The organism is Prescottella defluvii (assembly GCF_000738775.1).
In the GTDB taxonomy this organism is placed as follows: Bacteria; Actinomycetota; Actinomycetes; order Mycobacteriales; family Mycobacteriaceae; genus Prescottella; species Prescottella defluvii.
Genome location: NZ_JPOC01000037.1, coordinates 1 through 24,356 on the forward strand (window position 1 = coordinate 1; position 24,356 = coordinate 24,356).

The 24,356-nt window shown below is 68.1% G+C and carries 24 protein-coding genes and 1 pseudogene; 19 read left to right on the forward strand and 6 right to left on the reverse strand.

What is annotated here, in order from left to right:
* From IJ15_RS25285 to IJ15_RS0114330, 5 genes are all read left to right on the forward strand, one after another.
* Positions 1-2,187, forward strand: a 2,187-nt coding sequence (locus IJ15_RS25285; RefSeq protein ID WP_156112104.1) for an AMP-binding protein, incomplete at its 5' end; no start/stop codon positions are given.
* 36 nt (positions 2,188-2,223) lie between these two features.
* A complete protein-coding gene (locus IJ15_RS0114315; RefSeq protein WP_031939028.1) occupies positions 2,224-3,777 on the forward strand; it encodes an AMP-binding protein in 1,554 nt (517 codons plus the stop codon).
* 30 nt (positions 3,778-3,807) lie between these two features.
* Complete coding sequence (locus IJ15_RS0114320; protein WP_031939029.1) at positions 3,808-4,533, forward strand: GntR family transcriptional regulator; 726 nt, start codon at positions 3,808-3,810, stop codon at positions 4,531-4,533.
* Positions 4,534-4,552: 19 nt separating this feature from the next.
* Entirely contained in the window at positions 4,553-5,719 is a 1,167-nt protein-coding gene (locus IJ15_RS0114325) for an enolase C-terminal domain-like protein (protein WP_031939030.1), read from the forward strand.
* On the forward strand, positions 5,716-6,660 hold the full coding sequence (locus IJ15_RS0114330) for a ketopantoate reductase family protein (RefSeq protein WP_031939031.1): 945 nt from the start codon (positions 5,716-5,718) through the stop codon (positions 6,658-6,660). Before IJ15_RS0114325 ends, IJ15_RS0114330 begins: the two co-directional genes overlap by 4 nt.
* A gap of 19 nt (positions 6,661-6,679) precedes the next feature.
* Here IJ15_RS0114330 and leuC read toward each other — a convergent pair whose 3' ends face one another.
* Together leuC and IJ15_RS0114340 are read right to left on the reverse strand one after the other, a co-directional pair.
* Positions 6,680-8,080, reverse strand: a complete 1,401-nt coding sequence (gene leuC / locus IJ15_RS0114335; RefSeq protein ID WP_031939032.1) for a 3-isopropylmalate dehydratase large subunit — start codon at positions 8,078-8,080, stop codon at positions 6,680-6,682.
* Positions 8,081-8,095: 15 nt separating this feature from the next.
* Positions 8,096-8,662 (reverse strand): VOC family protein, encoded by a 567-nt coding sequence (locus IJ15_RS0114340; protein WP_031939033.1) that lies wholly within the window; start codon positions 8,660-8,662, stop codon positions 8,096-8,098.
* A 154-nt stretch (positions 8,663-8,816) separates the two neighbouring features.
* Here IJ15_RS0114340 and IJ15_RS0114345 point away from each other — a divergent pair, with 154 nt between their 5' ends.
* A complete protein-coding gene (locus tag IJ15_RS0114345; protein ID WP_031939034.1) occupies positions 8,817-9,434 on the forward strand; it encodes a TetR/AcrR family transcriptional regulator in 618 nt (205 codons plus the stop codon).
* 72 nt (positions 9,435-9,506) lie between these two features.
* Positions 9,507-10,628, forward strand: coding sequence for an alpha/beta hydrolase (locus IJ15_RS0114350; protein WP_051918897.1), 1,122 nt, complete (start codon positions 9,507-9,509; stop codon positions 10,626-10,628).
* Positions 10,629-10,644: 16 nt separating this feature from the next.
* Here the strand turns inward: IJ15_RS0114350 and IJ15_RS0114355 are convergent, their stop codons facing one another.
* A complete protein-coding gene (locus IJ15_RS0114355; RefSeq protein WP_031939036.1) occupies positions 10,645-11,271 on the reverse strand; it encodes a DUF5701 family protein in 627 nt (208 codons plus the stop codon).
* 134 nt (positions 11,272-11,405) lie between these two features.
* On the opposite strand from IJ15_RS0114355, the gene IJ15_RS0114360 reads away from it, so the two are divergent.
* The 6 genes and pseudogenes from IJ15_RS0114360 (at position 11,406) to IJ15_RS0114385 (ending at position 15,748) form a co-directional block, all read left to right on the forward strand.
* On the forward strand, positions 11,406-12,719 hold the full coding sequence (locus tag IJ15_RS0114360) for a hypothetical protein (protein WP_031939037.1): 1,314 nt from the start codon (positions 11,406-11,408) through the stop codon (positions 12,717-12,719).
* 52 nt (positions 12,720-12,771) lie between these two features.
* Entirely contained in the window at positions 12,772-13,356 is a 585-nt protein-coding gene (locus IJ15_RS0114365) for an HhH-GPD-type base excision DNA repair protein (RefSeq protein ID WP_031939038.1), read from the forward strand.
* 90 nt (positions 13,357-13,446) lie between these two features.
* Positions 13,447-13,770 (forward strand): annotated as a pseudogene (locus IJ15_RS0114370) (IMP dehydrogenase); the annotation flags it as partial.
* Positions 13,771-13,870: 100 nt separating this feature from the next.
* Entirely contained in the window at positions 13,871-14,737 is an 867-nt protein-coding gene (locus tag IJ15_RS0114375; RefSeq protein WP_031939040.1) for a class I SAM-dependent methyltransferase, read from the forward strand.
* Positions 14,738-14,742: 5 nt separating this feature from the next.
* Positions 14,743-15,183 (forward strand): VOC family protein, encoded by a 441-nt coding sequence (locus IJ15_RS0114380; protein WP_031939041.1) that lies wholly within the window; start codon positions 14,743-14,745, stop codon positions 15,181-15,183.
* A 4-nt stretch (positions 15,184-15,187) separates the two neighbouring features.
* Complete coding sequence (locus IJ15_RS0114385) at positions 15,188-15,748, forward strand: hypothetical protein (protein ID WP_156112105.1); 561 nt, start codon at positions 15,188-15,190, stop codon at positions 15,746-15,748.
* Positions 15,749-15,755: 7 nt separating this feature from the next.
* Here IJ15_RS0114385 and IJ15_RS0114390 read toward each other — a convergent pair whose 3' ends face one another.
* Positions 15,756-16,154 carry a VOC family protein gene (locus IJ15_RS0114390; RefSeq protein WP_031939043.1) on the reverse strand — a complete coding sequence of 133 codons (399 nt, stop codon included), beginning with the start codon at positions 16,152-16,154 and terminating at the stop codon, positions 15,756-15,758.
* A 266-nt stretch (positions 16,155-16,420) separates the two neighbouring features.
* Positions 16,421-17,032 carry a TetR/AcrR family transcriptional regulator gene (locus IJ15_RS0114395; protein ID WP_031939044.1) on the reverse strand — a complete coding sequence of 204 codons (612 nt, stop codon included), beginning with the start codon at positions 17,030-17,032 and terminating at the stop codon, positions 16,421-16,423.
* Between the two features lie 156 nt (positions 17,033-17,188).
* Between IJ15_RS0114395 and IJ15_RS0114400 the strand changes: the two genes are divergently transcribed.
* The 4 genes from IJ15_RS0114400 to IJ15_RS0114415 are packed head-to-tail and all read left to right on the forward strand — an operon-like array spanning position 17,189 to position 20,686.
* On the forward strand, positions 17,189-18,568 hold the full coding sequence (locus IJ15_RS0114400) for a flavin monoamine oxidase family protein (protein WP_031939045.1): 1,380 nt from the start codon (positions 17,189-17,191) through the stop codon (positions 18,566-18,568).
* 2 nt (positions 18,569-18,570) lie between these two features.
* Positions 18,571-19,071: an SRPBCC family protein gene (locus IJ15_RS0114405; protein ID WP_031939046.1), complete on the forward strand. Its 501-nt coding sequence runs from the start codon at positions 18,571-18,573 to the stop codon at positions 19,069-19,071.
* Positions 19,068-20,030 (forward strand): carbohydrate kinase family protein, encoded by a 963-nt coding sequence (locus tag IJ15_RS0114410; protein ID WP_031939047.1) that lies wholly within the window; start codon positions 19,068-19,070, stop codon positions 20,028-20,030. The genes IJ15_RS0114405 and IJ15_RS0114410 overlap by 4 nt, the downstream gene beginning before the upstream one ends.
* Positions 20,027-20,686 carry a class II aldolase/adducin family protein gene (locus IJ15_RS0114415; protein ID WP_031939048.1) on the forward strand — a complete coding sequence of 220 codons (660 nt, stop codon included), beginning with the start codon at positions 20,027-20,029 and terminating at the stop codon, positions 20,684-20,686. The genes IJ15_RS0114410 and IJ15_RS0114415 overlap by 4 nt, the downstream gene beginning before the upstream one ends.
* A 234-nt stretch (positions 20,687-20,920) precedes the next feature.
* Here IJ15_RS0114415 and IJ15_RS0114420 read toward each other — a convergent pair whose 3' ends face one another.
* On the reverse strand, positions 20,921-22,375 hold the full coding sequence (locus IJ15_RS0114420; protein ID WP_031939049.1) for an MFS transporter: 1,455 nt from the start codon (positions 22,373-22,375) through the stop codon (positions 20,921-20,923).
* A 188-nt stretch (positions 22,376-22,563) separates the two neighbouring features.
* Here IJ15_RS0114420 and IJ15_RS0114425 point away from each other — a divergent pair, with 188 nt between their 5' ends.
* Both IJ15_RS0114425 and ruvB read left to right on the forward strand, forming a co-directional pair.
* Positions 22,564-23,115, forward strand: a complete 552-nt coding sequence (locus tag IJ15_RS0114425; RefSeq protein ID WP_031939050.1) for a TetR/AcrR family transcriptional regulator — start codon at positions 22,564-22,566, stop codon at positions 23,113-23,115.
* A gap of 8 nt (positions 23,116-23,123) precedes the next feature.
* Entirely contained in the window at positions 23,124-24,161 is a 1,038-nt protein-coding gene (ruvB, locus tag IJ15_RS0114430) for a Holliday junction branch migration DNA helicase RuvB (RefSeq protein ID WP_051918909.1), read from the forward strand.
* Positions 24,162-24,356: the final 195 nt, after the last annotated feature.

Genomic DNA, 24,356 nt, shown 5'->3' on the forward strand with positions numbered 1-24,356 from the left:
GTGCCGGAGCTCGAGATCCTGGGAGTCAACTTCGGTGACAGTGCGCCGTGGCAGGTGCTGGGTGTGCCCTTCGGGGCGGTGGAGAAGCTCTGGCTCCTCGGCATCGTCCTGGTGGTGGTCACCTACATCGCGGCCCGCCGGATCGTCCGGGCCCGGCCCGGGCTGGCGCTGTCGATGGTGCGCGAGAGCGAGGTGGCGGCCTCCTCGATGGGTGTCGACGTGGGCCGGTACAAGGCCGGGGCGTTCTTCGTCGCTGCGGTCTACGCCGGCATCGCAGGCGTCCTCCTCGCGGTGACCGTCCAGTTCATCACCCCGCAGGCGTTCGGGTTCATGCTCTCGACCGACTACCTGGTGATCATCATCATCGGTGGCCTCGGCAGTCTGCGCGGCGCCATCGCCGGTGCCGTGTTCGTCACGGCCCTGCCCCGGCTGCTCGGGCAGTTCGCAGGCAACATCCCGTTTCTCGTACCGGTGGGCCAGGGTGGCATCGACGCCAACGTGATGAGCGTCTTCGTCTACTGCGGCTTGCTGATTCTCGTCATCATGTTTGCCCGCGGCGGGCTGGACCGGGTCCTCGGGTGGATCGCCGGTCCGCAGCGCCGCCCCCGCCCCGCACCCGGGCCCGGTGCCGGAACCGAAGCAGGAGAAGGAGACCGTCTGATGTACACGTGGCTGCACGTTCTCGACTGGCGTGCTACGTCCGATCCGGACGCCCTCGCGATGAGCGACGATCAGGACCGGCTGACCTACCGGCAGTTTCGGGACCGCGTGGAGGAGTCCGCCGCGAGCTGGTACGCGCTCGGAGTCCGGTCGGAGGACGTCGTCGCGGTGCTCGCCCACAATGGCACCGAGTTCCTCGTCCAGACGCTCGGTCTCATCCGGCTCGGCGCGGTGCCACTGCTGGTGAACTGGCGAATGACCGCGCACGAGATCGATCGGCTGCTCGAGATCACCACTCCGGTCGGCATTTTCGCAGACGAGGCTTGCCGGCACCTGGTCGGTGATCGCCGCGATCTCGTCCGCGTGGTGGCCGGGCCGGGCGGTGACGGCTGGACCGCGGCCGGCAGTGTCGCCGCTCCGCCCGCGCCGTACCCGTACGACCGGCTGCGCAGCGATCAGGTGGCGTTCCTCATGCACACCAGCGGCACCACCGGGTTGCCCAAGGTGATTCCGCTCGACCATGGTTCGCTCGTCCGCGGGCTCGCCGGGTTCGCGATCGACATCGGCGACCAGCAGCGCGGCAGCCGGCACTTGGTGATGATGCCGCTGTTCCATCTCGCAGGTTTCGCCCAGGCGATGCAGTGCTTCCTCACCGGGGGAACGCTCTTCATCCACGACGGCGTCGAACTCGACCGCGTCATCGACACGATTGCGCGGGACCGCATCGAGTTCTTCACCGCCGCCCCGACCATCATCGAGATGCTTGTGGACGCGATGGAGGGACCACGCCGGGGCGAGGACCTGTCGAGCCTGCGTGAGGTGCAGTACGGCGCCGCACCAATCGATTCCGAGTTGCTGGAGCGATCGCTACGAGTGGTCTGCCGACGGTTCCGGCAGATCTACGGCAGTACCGAGTTGCAGGGATTCCTGACGGTCCTGCGACCGGAGGATCACGTACCCGGCAGCCCCCGGCTCGGTTCCGCGGGCCGCGTCTCGCAGGGCTGGGAGGCGCGCATCGTCGGCCCGGCCGGGTCCCCGCAGCCGGACGGTGAAGCCGGCGAGCTGTGGGTCCGCAGTGAGAACATCATCCGCGAGTACTGGCGCAATCCGGAGGAGACGCGGGCGGCCTTCACCGACGAGGGCTGGTACCGCACGGGTGACGTGGCGGTGCACGACGAGGACGGATTCCTCCATATCGTCGGGCGCTCCAAGGACATGATCATCAGTGGTGGCGAGAACGTCTATCCCGCCGAGATCGAGCGCGTGCTGCTCGACCATCCCGCCGTGACCGACGTTGCCGTCGTGGCGCGGCCGCATCCGAAGTGGGGCGAGACCCCGGTGGCGTTCGTCGTCTGCGCTCCGGGTGCGGACCCGGACGATGGTGAGCTCGCCCGCCACTGCCGGGAGCGGCTGGCTGGTTTCAAGTGCCCGTCCTCGATCGAGCTCATCGCGGAGTTGCCGCGCAACGCCCTGGGCAAGGTGCGCAAGGTCGAACTGCGCGAACGTTTGGCGACCGGCCTCGTATGAACGGGCCCCGGCCAGGAACGAGAGGAGTGAGGGAACATGCACAACCACTACCGTTCGATCGGGCGGATGCTTCAGCACTGGTCACAGCAGCGCCCGGACTTCCCGGGTATCGCCGTCGAGGGTGTGGACGAGCGCACTTTCGCCGACTGGTACCGGCGCAGTAGCCGACTCGCGACCGGCCTCGCGGCCCTGGCGCCGGCCGGACTACGAGGCCGCGGTATCGGATTCGCCGGTAAGAACGCCGTGACGTGGGGCGAGGTGCTGGCCGCGGCGTCGCTCACGAGAGCCTTTGCGGTGCCCCTCAATTGGCGCCTGAGCCATCGAGAGATGCAGGACATCGTCGCGGACGCGGGTCTGGACGCGATCGTCGTCGAGGCGGAGTTCATGCCGCTGCTGGGGCATCCGGTGCCGGAGGACGGCCGCACCCGGCTCCTCGTCCCGGGTTCGCCGCCCCAGGACTTCGAAGAGTGGCTGGCGCCGTGGTCGTCGGATCCGATAGCGGCACAACCGGACCCGGAAGACATCGCGATCGTCATCTACACCTCGGGGACCTCCGGCCGCCCGAAGGGGGTGCAGTTGTCCAACCGGGCCATTGCCGCCAACCTCGCCTCCGAACCGCCGTGGCGGATCGATCCGGGCGACGTCGTGATGGTGCCGGCTCCGAACTTCCACATTTCCGGGACGGGATGGATCTTCTACTGTCTGGGCCTGGGTGCCGGCTCGCACCATGTTCTGGACGTCCGTCCCGAACTGGTGCTGCGTGTCTTCGCCGGCGGTCGGGTCAATCATGCGCTCACCGTGCCGGCCGTGGTGCAGATGCTGGTCCAGCACGAGGACGCCCGGACATTGACGTACCCGAACCTGGTCACTCTGATCTACGGTGGGTCACCAATGTCGCCGGCCGTCGCAGCGCGGGCCCAGGAGATCTTCGACTGCGACCTGATGCAGGCCTACGGCATGAGCGAGACGTGTGGGCCGATCACCGTCCTCGACGCCGGCGACCATCGCCGTGGCGGCGAGCGGCTGGCCTCGGCCGGCCGGCCGGTGCCCGGTGTCGAGATGGGCGTCTTCGACCCCGTGACCGGGGAACGCGCTCCGGCGCGGACCACCGGTGAGGTCTGGACGCGCAGCGAGATGCTCTTGACGGGGTATCGCAACCAGCCGGACGAACTGGCCGCGGTGCTGCGCCCCGACGGCTGGTTTCGGACCGGTGACGCGGGCTACGTCGACGAGGACGGCTACCTGTTCCTCTGCGACCGGGTCAAGGACATGATCGTCTCGGGCGGCGAGAACGTGTATCCGGTCGAGGTGGAGAACGTGCTCATGTCCCATCCCGGCGTGCGCGACGCCGCCGTCATCGGCGTGCCGCACGAACGCTGGGGCGAGACCGTCAAGGCCGTCGTGGTGCAGGCCGGTGACGACCTCGACACCGACCACCTGATCGACTATTGCCGGGAACATCTGGCGCACTACAAGTGTCCGACGTCGGTCGACGTGGTGCCGGAACTACCGCGCAACCCCAGCGGCAAGCTCCTCAAGCGGGAGTTGCGCGGGCCGTATTGGGCGGGACGGGAACGAGGTATTGCGTGAGTGTTGTCGGAACAACGGAGAGGGGCGACCGTGGCCGCCCGGTATGAGGAGGTGGCCCGGTCGCTGTCCCAGCGGATCGAGGACGGGTCCTACCCGGTCGGATCGAAACTACCGACCGAGATGAGGCTCGCGGACAGCTACGCGGTGTCGCGTGCCACGATCCGCTCGGCGCTGGATTCCCTGGAGCGGCTGGGCATGGTGTCGCGGCGGCGCAGGATCGGGACGCTGGTGGAGTCGGTGCAACCCACCACCGGATACACGCGCACCGTGACGAACATGAACGACCTGGTGCAGTACTCCGTCGAGACCCGGCGGCTGGTGCTGTCCCGGGACGACGTGGTCGCCGATCAGGCCCTCGCCGACCGGATCGGAGGCCACGCCGGCGAGGCATGGGCCCGGATCCGCATGTTGCGGCTCGGGGAGCGGGGGGAGGACCTCCCGGTGTGTCACACCGACGTCTACCTCGACCCCGAGGTTGCCGCGGTCGTGGGGAACCGCCTCGAGCGTCCGGACGGTCTGATCAACGAGATCGTCGAGCGGTGCACCGGGCGGCTGACGGATCGTGTGGAGCAGCGTATTCGCGCATGCGCCCTGCCGGAGGGCCTCGCCGACCAATTGCATGCCGAGGCCGGTTCGCCGTGTCTCGAAATCACTCGCAGATATGTCGAGAGCTCGGGAGCAGTGGCCCAGGTAACCGTGTCGATCCACCCGGGCGATCGCTTCGATTTCAACGTGGCGATGCAGAGGCAGCGTTGAGAAAAGTCATGGAGGAAATTTGAGGATCACCGAGATCCGCGAAATCGATGTGCCGCTGGCCGGTGCCATCTCGAACGCGGTCGTCAGCTTCGATCGGCACAAGGTCTCTCTTGTCGCCGTTTTCACCGATATCGTGCGCAACGGGCGGCCGTTGGTGGGTGTCGCCTTCAACTCGATCGGACGGCACTCCCAGGGCGGCATCCTGCGTGAGCGGATGATCCCGCGGGTGCTCGACGCGGACCCGGACACGCTCCTGTCGTCCGCGACCGGGCTGCTGGATCCGGCACTGGTTCTGCGGTGCGCGCTCACCGACGAGAAGCCCGGCGGCCACGGCGACCGCGCAGCGGCCGCGAGTGCGATCGAGTTGGCCGTCTGGGATCTGCTCGCCAAGTACCACGACGAACCGGCGTACCGGACGATCGCGCGTGCCCACGGACGGACGCCGTTGGTGGACGGGGCGCCGGTCTATGCGGCCGGCGGCTACTACCAGGACGTCGACGACCTCGGCCGGCTGCGCACGGAGATCGCGGGCTACCTCGCGGCGGGATACCCGGCCGTCAAGATCAAGATCGGCGGGCTACCGCTCGACGAGGACCTGCGCCGGCTCGATGCCGCGATCGAGGTCGCCGGGAGCGGACAGCACGTGGCGGTGGATGCGAACGGCCGATTCGACCGCAAGCAGGCCCTGGAATATGCCGAGGCGCTCGCCCCGTACGGGCTGCGCTGGTACGAGGAGGCGGTCGACCCGCTCGACTACGCCCTGTACGGCGAACTCGGTGAGGCCTACGACGGCGTGATCGCGACCGGTGAGAATCTCTTCTCCACACAGGATGTCGGCAACCTCCTGCGATTCGGCGGGTTGCGGCCGGACCGCGACATCCTCCAGATGGATGCGGGTCTGAGCTACGGGTTGACCGAGTACGCGGCGATGATCGCGCTCATGGAGCAGCACGGTTTCGACCGCACCGCGGCGATGCCGCACGGCGGGCATCTGGTGAATCTGCACATCGTCGTCGGGCTGGGCCTGGGTGGTTGTGAGGCCTATCCGGGTGTGTTCCAGCCGTTCGGTGGTTACAGCGCCGACTGCTCCCTGGCCGACGGTCTCATCCGCCCCGCCGACCATCCCGGGTTCGGGCTGGAGGCGAAGGTGGGCCTGGCGGAGCGGATCGCGGGGTTGGTGGCATGACGGCGACACTTCGCATCGCTGTGATGGGCTGCGGTGCAATGGGATCGGTGTACGCGGGTCGACTGTCCGCCGCAGGCCACGATGTGCTGGTGGTGGACTCCTGGGCCGATCACGTTCACGCCATCGCAACCTCGGGCCTGCAGGTCTCGGGTCCGGACGGGGACCGGGTGGCGTCGATACGTGCCTTCCCGACGGCTCCGGACGAGCCGGTCGACCTCGTCGTGCTGGCGGTGAAGGCCGCCGACGTCTCCAGCGCCGCAGCCTCTCTCGGCGGTTTGATCGGCGCCGACACCGTGGTGCTCACGATCCAGAACGGTTTGGGCTCGGCCGACGAGGTCGCCCGGCACGTCGGGGCGGATCGGCTCGCGGTGGGCATCGCCAGCGGTTTCGGTGCGTCGTTGGTCGCCCCCGGCCAGGTGCACCACAACGCGATGCGGGCGATGCGCTTCGGGTCCTACGCGGGTCTCGCGTTCGCGGCGGTGGACCGGGTGGCGGAGGCCTGGCGATCGGCGGGGTTCGACGCCCGGGCCGTCGACGACATCGCTGCCATGCAGTGGGAGAAGCTGATCTGCAACGTCGCCTACAGTGCGCCGTGCGCGTTGACCGGGCTGACCGTGGGCGAGGTGCTCGACCACGAGGAGATGGGCCCGGTCAGCCGGGCGGCCGCGACGGAGGCCTGGGAGATCGCCAAGGCCCGTGGAATTGCTGTCGGCGTGGATGATCCGGTCGCGTTCGTGCGCGACTTCGGAGCCCAGATGCCCGCGGCGAAGCCGTCGGCGCTACTCGACTACGAGGCCGGGCGGATCGGCGAGATCGCGGTGATCAACGGCGCCGTTCCCAGGGAGGCCGCCAAGGTGGGCCGCCTGGCTCCGGTCAACGCGACGCTGGCGGCGTTGGTGCGGACCCGCGAGGCCGGCTTCGGGGGCTGTCCGACCCGCTGATCCGGGCCGCACGGCCGGCTCAGAGGTCTCCGGGACTGCTGAGCCGGCCGCGGACCGCAGTCATCGCCGCGACGGCGGGGGACACGAGGTGGGTGCGCGCGCCGGAACCCTGACGCCCCTCGAAGTTCCGGTTGGTCGTCGACGCCGAACGTTGCCCGGGCCCCAGGGCGTCCGGGTTCATCGCGGTGCACATCGAGCAGCCGGACGAGCGCCACTGGAACCCGGCTCGGGTGAAGATCCGGTCGATCCCTTCGGCCTCGGCTGCGGCCGCGACGGCCTGCGAGCCGGGAACCACGAGGGCCCGGACGCCGGGGGCCACGGTACGGCCGATCAGTACCCGGGCTGCGGCCCGAAGGTCTTCGAGCCGGCCGTTGGTGCACGAGCCGATGAAGACCGTGTCGATCTCGATGTCGCGGACGGGGGTACCCGGCGCGAGGCCCATGTAGGTCAGGGCGCGAGCTGCCACCTCGCGCTCGCCGGGATCGGTGAATGCGTCCGGGGACGGGACGACGCCGTCCAGGGCCACCGAGTGGCTCGGGACGGTGCCCCAGGTGACGGTCGGGGAGATGTCTGCGGCGGACAGCGTCCGGGTGCGGTCGAAGTGGGCGCCGTCGTCGGTACGCAGGGTCCGCCAGTACGCCAGCGCCTCCTCCCACCGAGTTCCTTCGGGAGCGTGGGGGCGGCCGCGCAGGTACGCGAAGGTCACGTCGTCCGGTGCCACCATACCGCCACGTGCGCCGCATTCGATTGTCATGTTGCACAGCGTCATCCGCTGTTCCATCCCGAGTGCCCGGACCGTGCTGCCGCGATACTCGATGACAGCTCCCGCGCCACCGTTGGGGCCGAGGCTGCGTACGACGTACAGGGCGAGATCCTTGGCGCTCACACCCGGAGCGAGGTCGCCTTCGATGCGCACCTGCATCGCCTCCGGGCGCTCCATCCAGAGCGTCTGCGTCGCCAGGACATGCTCGACCTGGCTGGTCCCGATCCCGAAGGCCAGCGCCCCGAACGCGCCGTGGGTGGAGGTGTGGGAGTCGCCGCACACGATCGTCAGTCCGGGCTGGGACAGGCCCTGCTCGGGCCCGATGACGTGGACGATGCCATTGCCGGCCGAGCCCATGGGGTGATGTGGCACACCGAAGTCCGCGCAGTTGCGGCGGACGAGCTCGAGCTGCAGCCGGCTCAACGGATCGGAGACGGGTGAGCCGGGCCCGGTGGTCGGCACATTGTGGTCCTCGGTGGCCATCGTCAGATCGGGGCGACGGACCTGCCGCCCGGCCGCCCGGAGTCCCTCGAAGGCCTGGGGGGAGGTCATCTCGTGCAGAAGATGCAGGTCGACGTAGAGCAGGTCCGGGCTGTTGTCGCCGCGGACGACGACGTGCTCGTCCCAGAGTTTTGCGAACAGGGTGCGCGGTGCCACGGCCGGACGTAGTCGTCAGTCGGTGACGGCCACGGGCTTGCGGCGGTCGGCCCCGGTCCGGGGCGTGTGGCTGACGTCCTCCGGACGGAACTCGCGCATCCAGCAGGCGAACTCGAGCAGGATGTCGTCCGGATCCTGGAAGTAGAACGAGCGGACGTACACGCCGTCGTGCATGGCGGTTGCCACCTGGGACGGGCTGTCGTCGTGGTTCACGATCGGGCCGACCCGGACACCCGCCTCCTTGAGCTTCTGGCGGTAGTCCTGGAACTTCTCCGGCGGGACGTCGAAGGCGATGTGGTTGAGGGAGCTGACGGCGCTCGTCCATTCCCCGAAGCCGGGCTTCTCCATGGGGGCCGACAGGCCGGGCACGCCGTCGGGCGCTTCGGCGAACCAGAAGAAGGCCAGGGAGTTGCCGTTGCCGACGTCGAAGAAGAAGTGCTGGCCGAGATCGTCGGGGAGGTCGACGGTCTTCACCAGGGGGAATCCGAGGATGTTGCTGTAGAAGTCGACGGTGCGTTCCATGTCCGAGCAGACGAGGGCGACGTGGTTGAAGCCGCGGATCTCGAATGTGGGTGTGCTCATGGGGGATTCCTTTCGAGGTCAGAATCTGACTCTAACATCAGATTCATATGTTGCAACGGTTCCGGCCGGTTGCGGGGAGTGGGCGGGCGGAGGTCCGGTAGAAAGGGCGGCGGAGCGGCAGACGGTCCGAAGATTGCGATGGAAGGGTTCACACATGGCTGGTCCGGCGAAGGGCCGACCGACGAAGCGGGGGCGCGAGACACTGGCGGCGATCGAGGTCGCCGCGCGGAAGGTGATCGCGGAGAAGGGCTTTCTGAAGATGCGGGTGGCCGACATCCTCGCCGAGGCGGGGAGGTCTCCGGCGTCGTTCTACAACTACTACGAATCCAAGGAGGCTCTGCTCGAGAGCTGGGCGCGGGCGTTCCAGGACGAGGCTCGGGCGCGTGCGCAGGCGGGCCGTCAGGTGGCCGGCCGTGAACCGCGGGAGCGGGTGGCCGCGTCCGCGCGGGCGCACTGGGAGACCTATCGGGAGCGGCTTGCGGAGATGGTGGGCGTCTTCCAGCTCGCCATGGTCAACGACGATTTCGCCCGGGTCTGGGACGAGCTCTGTGCGGAGGCCATTGCCGGGATCACCGAGGAAGTCACTCGTGCGCAGGAGCGGGGTTACTGCCCGGGCGTCGATCCTCGACTCACCGCCACGGCGATCGTCGGGATGTTGAACATGTTCAGCTACGAGCAGTTGGCGAACGGGCGCGCGGCCGACGTCGACGACGAGGCCTGCATCGCGACGCTGGCGGAGATTTGGTACCGCGCCATCTACTGGCGTCCGTGAATGTGAAGTGTGGACAGCGACTCGGCCCCGTGATACTAAATCTGAACTCAGATTTATAAACTAGGAGTCGCTGTGGCTGTCGAACGCATCTTTGTCGGATTGCCGAGTCTCGGACTGTCCCGTTTCGGTGCCGGCGGACACCCGTGCCAAGGGCTGTACCACCGACGGGCGGGCACCCGCCCGAAGACCGCGGTGATCGCAACGCACTACCAGATCGATTTCTCCGAGCACTACATGGCGGACTACCTGGCGGAGCGGGGGATCGGCTTCCTCGGCTGGAACACCCGGTTCCGTGGCGACGAGGCGCATTTCATCCTCGACTTTGCGCTCAGTGACATCGGGGTGGGGGTCCGCTGGCTCCGCGAGGAGGCTGGTGTCGAGAACGTCGTGCTGCTCGGCAACTCCGGAGGCGGCTCGCTCATGGCCGCCTACCAGTCGCAGGCAGTGGCACCGAAGCTGACCCCGCTGCCCGGAATGCGCCTGGCGGCCGGTGTCGAGGACCTGCCGGCCGGTGACGCCTACATCTCGTCGGCGGCTCATCTGGGTCGGCCCGAGGTGCTCACGTCGTGGATGGACGGTTCGGTCACCGACGAGAACGACCCGCTGGCGACCGATCCGTCCCTCGACCTGTTCAATCCGGACAACGGGCCGTCGTACAGTGCCGAGTTCGTCGAGCGCTACCGGGCCGCGCAGGTCGCCCGCAACCACCGCATCACCCGATGGGTGAAGGACGAACTCGAGCGGCTGACCGCGGCCGGCTACCACGACCGGCCGTTCTCGGTCACCCGCACCTGGGCCGACCCGCGGATGGTCGATCCCACCATCGAGCCCACCGAACGCACACCGAATCTCTGCTACGCCGGTGTTCCGGAGCGCGCCAACCGATCGGTGTTCGGCATCGCTTCGGCGTGCACGCTGCGGACGTGGCTGTCGCTGTGGAGCCTCGAGGACTCCCAGACTCGGGCGCGGGCCCACCTGCCCAACATCACCGTCCCCTCACTGGTGGTGAACGCCCTGGCCGATACCGGTGTGTTCCCCAGCGACGCCGCGGCGATCCACGACCTGATCGGGGCGGAGGACAAGGAGTTCCAGGAGGTGGTCGCAGATCACTACTTCCTCAACGAGGGCGCCCGTGACGAGCTCGCCGACCTGACCGCGGCCTGGATCGAGAAGCGCTTCGGAGTGTCGAAGTAGTCGGTAGCCCCGACCGTCACACGCCCACGCGCTGCCCGGCGTGCGCCGAACCCAGCCACGTGTGCGGGTTGCCGTTCCAGCACCAGCCCAGCTTGGGCTTGCGGTCGCTGATCCACAGGGCCGGCACCCGCTTGTCGCCGCAGCGCGACGCCAGCAGCGAGAAGCACTTGTTCTTCCGCAGCATGTCGGGGCGTGCGGTGACGAGTGCGATGCCCTCGTCGATGGTCAGGGGGCTGCGACCGTCGGCGGTGATCTGCACCAGCGCGTCCTGCGGCGTGACGTTCAGGAAGGCGGTGCCGGTGTCGATGTCGAACAGGAGGTAGCCGGGGCCGTCGGGCACCTCGACCCCCTCGATCGGGCGGAACGTGGTGAGCTCACCGGCCTCGAGGACCGTGAACCCCTGCTGCTTGCCGAGGGCGGTGCGGGCGATCGTCTCCTCGCGGGGCAGCCCGTTCGGAACCAGCAGGAACGGGATGTGGTCCTCGCCGCGTTCGACGTCGGCGTCCGGGCGGGCGGCGACGACGTCGCGGAGCGGGGCGAACCCGTCGCGGAAGGACGCCTCGGACGTTCCGGCGAGAGCGGGGTAGCCGAGGGAGACGAGGTGGTCGAGTTGACGGTCGAACTCGATGAGGGCGTCGGACATGAGCGGATCCTTTCGACGGCGGCGGACGGTTCAACGCGCGCCCGCCGTCTGCGGTTCCCCGCCGACCGGAAAGCTGCCATACTCCGGCCAGGGTCGCCGCGCCGGACGCGGCGGGTTGGAAAGTGGTGAGTGTGATGGCCGCTCCGTCTGTTGTCGACGGAAACGGGTCCCCGACGGTGTCGGTGCATCGGACCGGAGTGCTCGAGGTCTTCCTCCTGGCCCTGGACATCGAGGATCTTCCGGCCGACGAATCGGTGGACCGGACCGGGTTCGAGCCGTTCCTGCCGGCGACGCACGTCGACCCGGCCCGCACACACCTGCCGGTTCGACTGGCGGCGGCGCGGCGGGAAGTCCCGACCGCTGCGGACGGCCCGCAACTCGTGCTCGGAACGGATTCCGGCGCAATCCATGTCGGACGATCGGCCGACTGCCTGTCGCTGTGGAGTGTCCCGGGGCACGGGGCGGTGCTGGCGTGCGAGGCGTTGGTTGCCGATGCCGGCGAGGACTGCATCGACTGGCACACCGGCACCCTGAACGCGACCGTCGATCGGTTGCTCGCGCCGTTCGGACTCACCACCGCGTCCCGGCTGCACGACCTCTTCCCCGGACTCGATGTCTCGTCGGCGAACGTCCCGCTGGCCGGGCTCGTCTGCGGTACCGGACACGATCGGGCCTCCGCCGGAGTGGCGATCGAGGTGACCGGCAACGGCGGCGCCCGGGTGCGGCACCGGGCCGGTGGGAGCGGAACGGACGCGGCCGGGTGGGCGTGGGAATCGATCGCCCTGGTGGACCGCCCCGTGCGTGACGACGCCGCGATCGCGGTTCGCGAGGACGCCGGGGCCATCCTGTTCGACCTCGACGCGACCGCCGACGACCACGACCACGACGTGTTCGGGGTGAGCGAGATGATCCGCGCCCTGGTGCCGTGGGTCGCGGTCCGGGCCCGGCACACCGCGGACTACCGACTGGTGCTCGACCACCTGCGCGACCACGAGACACTCGAGGACGGTCGGTTGCTGGCCGCGCTCGACGACGTCGCTGCGGTCCAGGCGCGGCGCATGGAACGCGTCCTGCTGGTCACCGAGGCGCGGCACGACGGTGTGTCGCTGCCCCGGATGTCGCCCGCGCAGTTGCGGACGGTGCTGGTGCGCCGACTGTCGGACGAGATGACGGTGCTCGACGCCGAACTCGGCGAGGCGACCCGGGTGATCGAACGTGCGTTGCTGCGCAGTGCCGAGCGTCGCGGGAGTCGGCATTCGCGGATCGCCCAGGCCTGGTCCGTCGCCGCCAGTGCCATCGCGGTGGTCGCGGTGTTCGCCGCGCTGGCCGCGGTGCCGGCGGTGGAGGAGCCGACACTGTTCGGGCACTGGCTCGAGGCCCTGGTGGCGACGATCGCGATCACCGCCGGCGTCGTCGTGGTCGCGGTCTTCTGGCGGCGCCCGTCCTGACCCGACGCGCGGACGGCCCCTGCTGGCGTCGGCGGGATGGCAGGATCGGGGCATGGCACTCACGCTGAACCTTGTCGGTGACCCGGCCGCGGATTCGCTGCTGGCGTCGGATCCGCTCGCGCTGCTGATCGGCATGCTGCTCGATCAGCAGGTGCCCATGGAGACGGCGTTCGCGGGGCCGAAGAAGCTCGACGACCGACTCGGTGGCCTCGACGTCCACAAGATCGCGGAGATGAACCCGGACGACTTCATCGCGGTGTGCGCGCAGCCGCCGGCGGTGCACCGGTTCCCCAAGTCGATGGGGGAGCGCATCCAGTCGCTGTGCGGCTACATCGTCGAGCACTACGACGGCGACACCGCCGCCATCTGGACGTCGGGTGATCCGGACGGCAAGGAAGTGCTGAAGCGGCTCAAGGCACTTCCCGGCTACGGCGACCAGAAGGCTCGAATCTTCTTGGCGCTCTTGGGCAAGCAGATCGGCGTGCAGCCGGCCGGCTGGCGTGAGGCCGCCGGATCGTACGGCGACGACGGCTCACGACGGTCCATCGCCGACGTCGTCGACAAGCAGACGCTCCTCGAGGTGCGCGAGTTCAAGCAGGCCGCCAAGGCCGCGGCGAAGGCGGCGAAGGGGAAGTAGGCCGCTCTCACCGCGTATTCACTTTCCTCGTACTGTTCGTCGGCGAGCGGTTCGAGCAGTTCCCGTGTCGTCCCTGTCGTGGTTACGAGTGCCTACTCGACCATCGTGGCCGTCGGCACCCAGCAATCGATGATGCAGGCCATCGGTGCGACGCGTCCGGGAGGGCACGTCGGCTACGTCGGCGTCTCCCACGGGGCCGAACTCGACGGCATGGATCTGTTCTTCGCGACCGTGAACCTACTCGGCGGACCGACGCCCGTGCGTCGCTTCCTGCCCGAGCTGATCCAACTGATCATGAGCGACGCAATCGATCCCGGGGTGGTGTTCGACCTGACCCTTTCCGTCGACCGGGCGGCCGAGGGCTACCGGACGATGGGCGAGCGCCGCGCCACGAAGGTTCTCCTGACCCTCTGATGTCGGCCGCTCCGATCGGCGGTGGTGGTGAAAATGGCTGCGTCCGAGCACCGGTCGTGTGGTACACACCGAAGTCCGTGAACTGCCGAGAGGATCCGTCATGCACATCGCCGATGCCATCGCTGCCAACCGTGCGAACTGGAACGAGCGGGCCGACGTCCACGCGTCCTCCCAGATGTACGACGTCGAGGGGTTTCTCGCCGACCCGCAAACTGTTTCGACGGTTGTCCGAAACGACCTGTCGGTCCTCGAACCGCACCTGCCGGAGACGGGCGTTCGCGGCAAGAGTCTCCTCCACCTGCAGTGTCATATCGGGACCGACACGATCTCGTGGGCGCGTCTGGGGGCGGTGGACGTGCACGGAGTGGATCTGTCGCCCAACTCGTTGCGACACGCGCGCCGGATCGCGGGTGCGGACGGGCGTGAAATCCGTTGGGTGGAGGGCGATGTGCGGTTCGCCTCGAGCCTCGTCGACCGTAGCTTCGACATCGTCGTCACGAGCGCGGGCACGATCGTGTGGCTGCCGGAACTGGGCGACTGGGCGCGGTCGATTCGCGATCTCCTCGTGCCCGGCGGGGTGTTCATGATCCGCGACGACCACCCGATCCTGGGCGCGATGGACCACGAACCGTGGTCGATCTGCGACGACTATCTCGGCGGTGACGGGTACCGCAGCTACGACGATTCGGGCTCGTACACCGAGAACTCGGCCGGTCGGATCAGTCAGGTCACCAACTACGAATGGCGGCACGACCTCGGCGAGGTCGTCGGCGCGCTGCTCGATGCGGGGCTCGTGATCGAGGCTCTGGCCGAGCTGCCGTACATGGACTGGCCGGCGTTCGACGATCTCGTGCCCTGTCGACAAGGCTGGGAGCTGCGGCAGGGCGCGCCCCGGATCCCGCTCAACTTCGCCGTTGTGGCGCGCCGTCCGGCGACCGCCACCGTGGGCGACGACAGCGCAGGATAGACGCCATGGCACACGTGCAACGTTTCGACCATGTCGGCATCACCGTCGCCGACCTCGGCGCGGCGACGGCGTTCTTCGTCGGACTCGGTCTCGAGGTGGAGGGCACCGGGTCCGTGGAGGGCGAGTTCGTGGAGACCGTGTGCGGTATCCCCGGTGCGCACTGCAACATCGTGATGCTGCGGGCGCCCGGCGGTGGGTCCCGGCTCGAACTCTCGTCCTTCGTCACGCCCGATCACGTGCCCGGATCGCCCACGGCGATGGCCAACGAGCTCGGGCTGCGCAACGTGTCCTTCGAGGTCGGCGACCTCCTGGCGGCCGTCGACGCGGTCGCTGCGGACGGGTACGGCCTGGTCGGCGGCATCGGTGAGTACGAGAACAGCGTGCGCATGGCCTACGTGCGTGGGCCCGAGGGGATCATCGTGTCCCTGTTCGAACAGATCGGCTGACGGCGTGACGGGCATGACCGAGACCGCCGAGGCCGAGACGAGGATGCGAGAGGCGCTGGACGCCCTCGGCCACAGCTTTCCCGAGCGGGCCGTCGAGGTGCGCCGACTGCTGGAGCAAGGTGGCTTCACCGCGGAGGAGGCCGCGAGGTCCGTGCGGTTCGGGTGGGGCAGGCCCGGTGGCGTCCCGGACGGGTATCCGACGTTCGGGGGAACGGCGCGCCCGTTGTCACCGTTGCTGAGCGCGCGGTTCCGGCTGGCCGGGACACTGAACGATCTGGCGTGGAAGTTCCCGACGGCCGCACGGGTGGGTTCGGTGCATCGGTCGCGGGCCGTCCGCGACGCCTACCGTGCGCACGCCGAGAATTGGGCGGGTTCGGCGCCGATGCGACTGTCGGCCGACCGACTCTCGATCGCCGCGATCATCAGCGCCGAGGACGGCAGCGTCGCCTACTTCGTGTGGTCCGACGCCATCGAACCGGAGGTGCTCGCCTACGCCGAGGGACACGAGCGGCGACACCGCGACCTCGCGGCATTCCTCGAATGGCTCGGTGGACCTCAGGAGTGACGAGGGGTCACCCGGGCGGCGCGAAGAACTCGAGTGCGATGTTGTCGGGATCGCGGAAGGACAGGCCGGAACCGTAACTCGCGGTCTTGATCCCGCCGTGCGGGATGCCCAGTTCGTCGAGTCTGTCCCGCCAGAACTCGAGTTCGCCTGGGGTGCAGGCGAAAGCGATGTGGTCGAGACCGACTCTCCGTTCGTCGAACGCGGTGTCCGGACGCCCACCGGTGTGGGTGTGCACGCCGAACATCGTGCCGCCGCCGAGCACGAAGACGGCGTGATGGAAGGCGCCGGACTCCTCGTCCTCGTCGAGCACCGGTGGTGATCCGAACAGGCGGGTGTACCACTCGGTGCTGACGGCCATGTCGGACACGGTGACCGCGATGTGGGTGAGGGCTGGGAACGGCGCCACGGTGGACCCCTTCCTCCGGGTGCGTTGATGTTGGAAATCCTATCGCCGACGGGTGGCGGCCGGGGCGGTGTTGGCCCACCCGAATCCCTCGAGTCAGGTCAGCGTCAACTAACTTCCTGGGAAGGTTTGGTGCCGTGACCGTTCGCCGGCGTTCGCTCGCCCGGTGACCATCGAACACACCTACGGGGCGACGACCGGGTTCTCGAGGTTCGCGGTACCGCCCGCCTGACCGCCGACCGGCATGCCGCGGCATTGCTTCGGGTGGTTCAGCGAGATGTCCCCGGGCTCGACAGATGGGACTCGAGCAGTCGAATCATCGAGTCCCGCAGGGTGACGCGACTCAATGGATCGCCCGGCCGGGCGATCTCGTGCAGCGTGAAACCGTCTATCAGGGCGACGAACTGGCGGGCCGGTAGCTCGGGATTGTCGACACCGAACAACTCCAGGGCGCGTTCGGTGGCCTCCTCGATCACGCCCATGATGCGTTGGACCGGCTCGGCGAGTTCGGGTCGCCGTCGCACAGCGAGGTATGCCTCGAACTGCGCGACGGAATCGTCGTTGTCCTGCCCCGTGACAAGTTCCACCAGGGCCTCGGTCAGTTCGTCCCGGCCGACTGTCTCGGACCGGGCTTCGGTGAGCAGCTTGCCCACCTTGTCGGTGACCGCGTCCGCAATCTGCGTGATCGCCGCATCGATCACATCGGGGACCGATTCGAAGAAGTAGCTGGTCGTGGAGGCGGGAAACCCTGCACGGTCGGCGACAGCCCGGAATGTGACTCGCTCGAGCCCCTTCTCGGCGATCACCGCGATTGCCGCAGCGACGAGTTCGGTGCGCCGTTCGCGTCCGCGTGCGTAGTGCGACCGAGGTGAGGGATTCATGGATCGAGAATACTGATCCACCAAAGTCTGGCCATTTGGCCAGACTTTGTTCTAACGTGTCTCCACGCGACGGTCGGTCGGTGGGGCATCGGTCCGGTCTCGACGTTCTGCGGGACGAGTGCGAGTTGTTCAGAGTCGAGGATCGGAGAAGTGACCATGGCATCGACAACCGATGTGATCGTGGTCGGTGCAGGGTTGGCGGGGCTGACGGCGGCCCGCCGACTCGTGGACGCAGGGCTGACCGTGCAGGTCGTCGAGGCGCGTGACCGGGTCGGAGGCCGCACGCTCAATCACGACCTGGGCGACGGCCGGATCGTCGACTCCGGCGGCCAGTTCGTCGGCCCGACCCAGGACCGGGTCCTGGCGCTGGCCAAGGAACTCGAGGTCGAGACCTTCTCGACTTTCGCTCAGGGGCTGAGCACCTACGTCAAGAACGGCACGGCCCGGACGTTCTCCGGTGACGTTCCGCCGGACCCGGCCGCGCTGGCCGACGTGGGCGCGCTGATCCTCCGGGTGAACCGGGCCGCCAGGTCCATCCCGGTCGACGAGCCGTGGAACGCGCGCGGGGCGAGCGCTCTCGACTCGCAGTCGTTGACGAGTTGGATCCGGCGGGGCGCGGTCACCGACGGCGGACTGGACCTGCTCAACGTCCTGCTGGGATCGGCGTTCGGTGGGACCGCCACCGACGCGTCCGCACTGTTCGGCCTGTGGTACGTCGCCGGTGCGGGCAACGAGTACACCCCGGGCACCGTCGAGCGGATGATCGGAGTGCTTGGGGCAGCGCAGGATTCGCGGTTCCACGGTGGCGCCCAGATGCTCTCGCTGCGGCTCGCCGACGAGCTCGGGGATGCGGTGGCGCTCGGCGAGCCGGTGCGGAGGATCGAGCAGGACTCTCGTGGCGTGCGGGTGTTCAGCGACAACCGCCAATGGGCCGCGAGTCGGGTGATCGTCGCCGTGCCTCCCGTGCTGGCCAGCAGAATCTCGTGGGATCCGCTGCTCCCGGCCCAGCAGGACGCACTCTTCTCACGCATGGCACTCGGCACGCTCTGCAAGATCGAGGCCGTCTATCCGGAACCGTTCTGGCGCAAGGAAGGACTGTCGGGTCAGGGCGTCTTCCGGGATCCGGCCTCGCCGGTGTGCTCGATGTTCGACAACTCCCCACCGGACGGTGGCCCCGGCATCCTGATGGGCTTCGTCGGCGGCGCCCAGTGGCGGCGGTGGGTGTCGCTCCCCGCCGGTCAGCGCCGGGGAGCGGTGCTCCGGGCCTTCGCCACGGTCGTCGGGACGCAGGCGCTCACACCCGTCGAGTGGATCGAACAGGACTGGACCAAGGAAGAGTGGACGCGCGGCGGCCCGACGTCGGTGCTCGCGCCCGGCGTGGTCACCGAACTGGGGATGTGGCGGGACGTGCCCTTCCAGCGAGTGCACTGGGCCGGGGCCGAGCACTCGCCGTACTGGAACGGGTACCTCGACGGTGCCGTCCGTTCCGGTGAATCATCTGCAGCCGAAGTCATTGCGGCCGAAGGAGAAATGTGATCATGTCCAATCGTTTCGTGATCAGCGCGCAGCGCGTTCTCGCCGCCACGCTCGACGAGGTGTGGGAGCTGACATCGGACACCGGGCGCTACGGCGACTGGGTGGTGAGCGTCCGGGAGGTGACCGCGCACCACGGTCCCGCGACCGTCGGCAAGTCGTACCGCGAGCGGGTCACGTCGGTCGGGCCACTGACGTCGCGAGCGGAGTGGACCGTTCGCACCCTCGAACCCAAGACGCTCCGAATCGACTCCGGGGTCGGCCTTGCACCGCTGCGCGACGTCGTCAACATTTTCCGGTTCGCGCCGGTCGGCGACGCCGCCACCTCGATGACCTACGAGTTCCACTTCACGCTGGGGCCGGCACCGCTCGGCGCCCTCGTCCACAAGATCCTCGGTTCCTCGATGGCCGCCGATTTCGACGAGTCGATGCGCAAACTCGAGACGGTCATCGTGTCCGAACGTCCGACACAGCACGAACTACGGGAAAGGGACGAAGTCCGATGACGACAACGAAGGCGACGGATTCCGTGCAGGCGATGATGTTGGGCGTGCATGTGCTCGACACCCTGGTGCGTCCGGTGGAGACCATTCCCGAGGGACAGGACGGCGCACTCGTCGAACAGATCGCCATCTCGCCGGCCGGAACGGCGGGTGGGACGGGCCTCGTCCTGGCACGTCTGGGAGCGCAGGTTCGCGCCGCCGGCGCGATCGGCGACGATGTAGTGGGGGAGATGCTCACCATGCTCCTGGAACGTGAGGGCGTCGACACGTCGCTGCTGCACAAGGTTGCCGGTGCGCAGACCTCGGCCTCGGTTCTTCCCATCCGTCCGGACGGCTCGCGGCCGGCACTGCACGTGGTGGGCGCGAATCAGTTCCTCGGCGAGCATGTTCCGTGGGACGAACTGGCGGGTGCCGACTTCGTGCACCTGGGGGCGGTGGAGTTCTACGGCGGCGACCTCGGTGCGCAGATCCTCGAGCGGGCACACGAGCACGGTGCGATCACGTCGGCGGACAGCCTGGCGCAGGGCCTGCCCGGGGTCCTCGACTACATCCGGGCGGCGCTGCCGCACATCGACTATCTGCTGCCGAACGACGAGCAGGTGATCGGCTGGACCGAGGCGTCGTCGTTGCGTGAGGGGTGCGAGCGGCTGCTCGAACTGGGCGCGCGGTGCGTGGTCGCCACGGCGGGAGCGGAGCCGACGATGGTCGCGACCACGGACGGCATCACCGAGGTGCCGGCGTTCCCGGTCGACGTCGTCGACACCAGCGGGTGCGGTGACGCGTTCTCGGCCGGATTCCTGCGCGGCATCTCCCTCGGCCTGGACGTCGTCGCCGCCGCCGAGTTCGGCAACGCCACCGCCGCGCAGACCGCGCAGGGGCTCGGCAGCGCTTACGGGACATACGACGCGGACACGGTGCGCGAGTTCATTGCGGCCCGCCGCTCGGTCGGGGATCTCGTATGACGAGTGCCGGAGATTTCACCGAGTTGCGTGCGTCGGTCGCCGAGACCGCGCGTCAGGTCGCCGCGCGCGGACTGGTGCTCGGGAGCGCCGGCAACGTCAGTGCTCGCGACGGCGACGCGGTCGCGGTCACCGCGAGCGGGGTGCACCTGAGCGACGCGACCGTCGACGACGTCACCGTCGTGGACCTGGACGGCCACGTGATCAAGGGCGCGTTGCGCCCGACGACCGAACTCGAGATGCACCTCGGCATCTACCGATCGACCTCGAACAGCAGTGTGGTGCATGCCCATTCGATGTCGACCGTCGCGCTGTCGTTAGTGGCCGACGAGCTACCCCCGGTGCACTACCAGCAGCTGCTGCTCGGTGGTGCCATTCCGGTGGTGCCGTTCGCGGCGTTCGGGAGCGAGCAACTCGCCACGTCGACGGTCGCCGCCCTGGCGCACCACAACGCGGTGATCCTGGCCCATCACGGCTCCGTGACGGTGGGTCAGTCGCCCACCGAGGCGCTCGACCGGATCGTGCTGCTGGAGTGGTTGTGCGAGGTCTATCTCCGCGCCGCGGCGGTGCAGCAGCCACGCGCGCTCACGCCCGCCGACCTACAGGCCGTGATCGAGATGGCGATCGCGACGCAGTACGGGGAGACGCGCCGCGTGTGAGTAGCGAGCCCGGCGCCGAGTCGCCAGCGAAGCCGCAACGGCGACGCCGGTCGGGGGACTGCGACGATCAGCTGTCGATGTGTGCTGTTAAACCTGTTGTCTACCAAACTAAATGGCATAGTCTTGGCTATCGGCAAGTGGCGATGGCTGATTTGGGTGTTCGCCGGACCCCGCGTACTCGAACTGGTGCGTGTGGCCCCGCCCGTCACCGGGCGGGGCCACACGCATTGCGCATCAGTGGGCGTAGACCTCGGCGTCGTCGCCGTCCCATTGCGGCATGAGCTCGTCTTTGGTTCCGCGGATGAGCGCGAAGCCGATCGCTGCGGCCGACACCATCGCGATTCCGGATGCGAGGAACGCCGCGGAGTAGCCGTCGGTGAAAGCCGCGATCTCGGTGCTGCCGGCGTCGAGGGCGTCTGCGGTGGTGTTCGCGTAGATGACGGTGAAGACGGCCAGTCCGATCGAGCCACCGATATGGAACGTGGAGTTGACCGTTGCCGAGGCAACACCGGCGTCATCGGTGTCGACGCCGATGAGGGCGAGGTTCTGCACCGGTACGAACAGCATCGACAGCCCGATACCGAGCAGAACCAGTCCGGGGAGAACCTCGGTCCAGTAGTTGCCCTCGGGGGTGATGCCGATCAGGTAGAACAGCCCTGCCGCTCCGAACAGGGGCCCGATGACCATCATGTGGCGCGGACCGAACGCGTTGAGCGCCTTGGTGACAAACGGGCTGCATGCCATGATGACGACGGTCATCAGGACATTGGCGGCGCCGGAGACCAGCGGGCTCATGCCCATCACGATCTGGAAGTAGAACGTGAGGTACAGCATCGCGCCGATCATGACCGCGCCGACGACGGCCTGGATCAGGAAGGCGCCACCGCGGACCTTGTCGAGGACGACCCTCAGTGGCAGCAGGGGCTGCTCGACGCGGGTTTCGATCCACACGAATGCCGCCAGCAGCACGACACCGATGGCCAGGAAGGCGACCGTGTCGGTCGATCCCCAGCCGTGCTCGGCTCGCGTGAATCCGTAGACCAGTGATCCCAGACCGAATGTGACCGTCACGGCCCCGCCGATGTCGTAGCGGTTGTTGTCTCCACCGGCTTTGCTCTCGTCCAGCAGCAGGGCGCCGCCGATGATGCCGATGACCACGAAGATCACGTTCACGAGCAGGCACCAGCGCCAGTTCGTGTACTCGGTCAGGACTCCACCGAGGACGAGGCCGATCGCGGCGCCGGTGCCGGCGACGGTTCCGAAGATGGCGAACGCGATGTTGCGTTCGCGGCCGTGAGAGAACGTCACCGTCACCATCGCCAAGGCTGCGGGTGCCAGCAGCGCGGCGAACGCGCCCTGGACACCGCGGGCGATGATGAGCTCGATGCCGCCCTGGGCCAGGCCGCCCCAGGCCGAGGCGGCACCGAAACCGACCATCCCGAGCATGAATGTGCGTTTGCGGCCCCAGTAGTCGGAGATCCGGCCGCCGAGCAGCAGGAGCGATCCGAAGGCGAGAGCGTAGGCGGTGACCACCCACTGGCGTTGGTCGTCGCTGAGTCCGATGTCGAGTTGGGCCTGAGGTAGCGCGATCGTGACGATCGTCGTGTCGAGGACCACGACCAATTCGGTGAGCGCGAGTACCGCCAGAGCCCACCAGCGCATCGCCGGTTTGTTCAGAACTGCGGGCATAGAGGAAGGCCTCCAGGCTTCTTGAAATGAAGTCGCTGGAGGTTTCAAGCCTCGGATCGACAGCTGCGCAGCGCACGCCCGACCGCCCCGGCCACGTAGCCGGGCAGATCCTGAGAATAACATAACTTTACATTCATGCATGTATAGTTACGCAGGTCGGAGGCCTTTCTGTCTATTGAGGAGTGATCGTGCGACCGAACAATCGGGAGAAGATCCTCGACGCCGCGGTGCGCGTCGCTGAACGCGACGGCGCTCGTCGACTGACCCTCGAGGCGACCGCCGAAGAAGCGGGATTGACCCGCGGCGGGATGATGTACCACTTCCGCGACCGCGACGCGCTTTCCCTGGCGATGCAGGAGCACCTCGCACGGCGATGGGAGGCGCGCCTGATCGAGGCCGCGGGCAAGCCCGCTGCCGAGGCGACGCCGATCGAGCGGGTCAGGGCCTATGTCACCGTGGCCACCACGTCGGCCACCGCCGGTGAACTCGACCTCATCCACGACACCGGACACGATGCGGCGCTGCACGAACCCTGGGCCCGCGTGCTGAGCGAATGGACGCCCTCACCGCACGATGCCACTGACGACGCGACGACGATGCGCCTGTTCATCGCCTGCCTCGCCGCCGACGGTCTGTGGTCCTACGACTCGCTCGGTGCGCGTGATCTGCCCGCCGCCACCCGACGTGCACTCGCGCAACACATCATCGACCTCGCTGGACCGCCGGACGCCTCCACGTGAACACCGACATGACCCGTGCGCCCACCAGCGCCGCCCATTCTCACGCTGGCGTCATCGACACCGATCCCGATGAGACCGGCCTTCGCCCACGCGATCTCGATGCCTTCATCGGTCAACAACAGGTCCGGGAACAACTGCAACTGGTCCTGCGCGCGGCCGAACTTCGAGGGGACTCGCCCGATTACATCCTGATGGCGGGCCCGCCCGGGCTGGGCAAGACGAGCATGGCCATGATCATTGCCCGTGAACTCGGTGCCGCGCTGCACCTGACGTCCGGGCCGGCCATCGTGCGCCCGGGCGACCTGGCGGCGATCCTGAGCAACCTCGTCGAAGGTGACGTCTTGTTCATCGACGAAATCCACCGAGTGGCGCGCCCGGCCGAGGAAATGCTCTATCTGGCGATGGAGGACTTCCGCGTCGACGTCGTTGTCGGAAAGGGCCCCGGCGCGATGGCTATCCCGTTGGAGATCGCACCGTTCACGCTGGTCGGTGCCACCACCCGATCCGGTGCACTCACCGGGCCCCTCCGAGACCGATTCGGATTCGTGGGACGTATGGACTTCTACGAACCTTCGGAGCTTGACCAGATCGTCCGCCGCTCCGCAGCCATCCTCGACATCACGATCGATGACAGTGCCAGCAAGGAAGTCGCCGTCCGATCCCGCGGAACACCCCGAATCGCCAACCGGTTGCTGCGACGCGTCCGTGACTACGCCCAGGTGCGGGGCAACGGTACCGTTGATCACGCCACCGCCGTTGCCGCCCTGGCGATCTACGATGTCGATAGCCTCGGTATGGACCGGCTCGACCGGGCCGTCCTTAGCGCTCTGATTCGCAACTTCAATGGCGGCCCCGTCGGCGTCTCCACCCTCGCAGTCGCCGTCGGCGAAGAAACCGCCACCATCGAAGAAGTTTGCGAACCCTTTCTCATCCGGGTGGGAATGATGGCCCGCACCACCCGCGGACGAATCGCCACCCACGCCGCATGGCAACACCTCGGACTGACACCACCACTGTCCTGTGAACCAAGTGCGCCGGATACGTGAACCCCTCGCTGTTGCTCAGTACGGGGAGACAAAGCCTCGGCTCGAAGACTCAACGCGCGCGTCACAGTTGAATACGTCGTGTTGCCAACAAGTTCGGATGGATCGGAAGGCGCAGCAAGTTTCACGGTCCTGGCGGCTTTGTCGGCTCACGAACCGTCGGCGCGTGGCTCGGCCACGAAGTCACACAACTGCTTA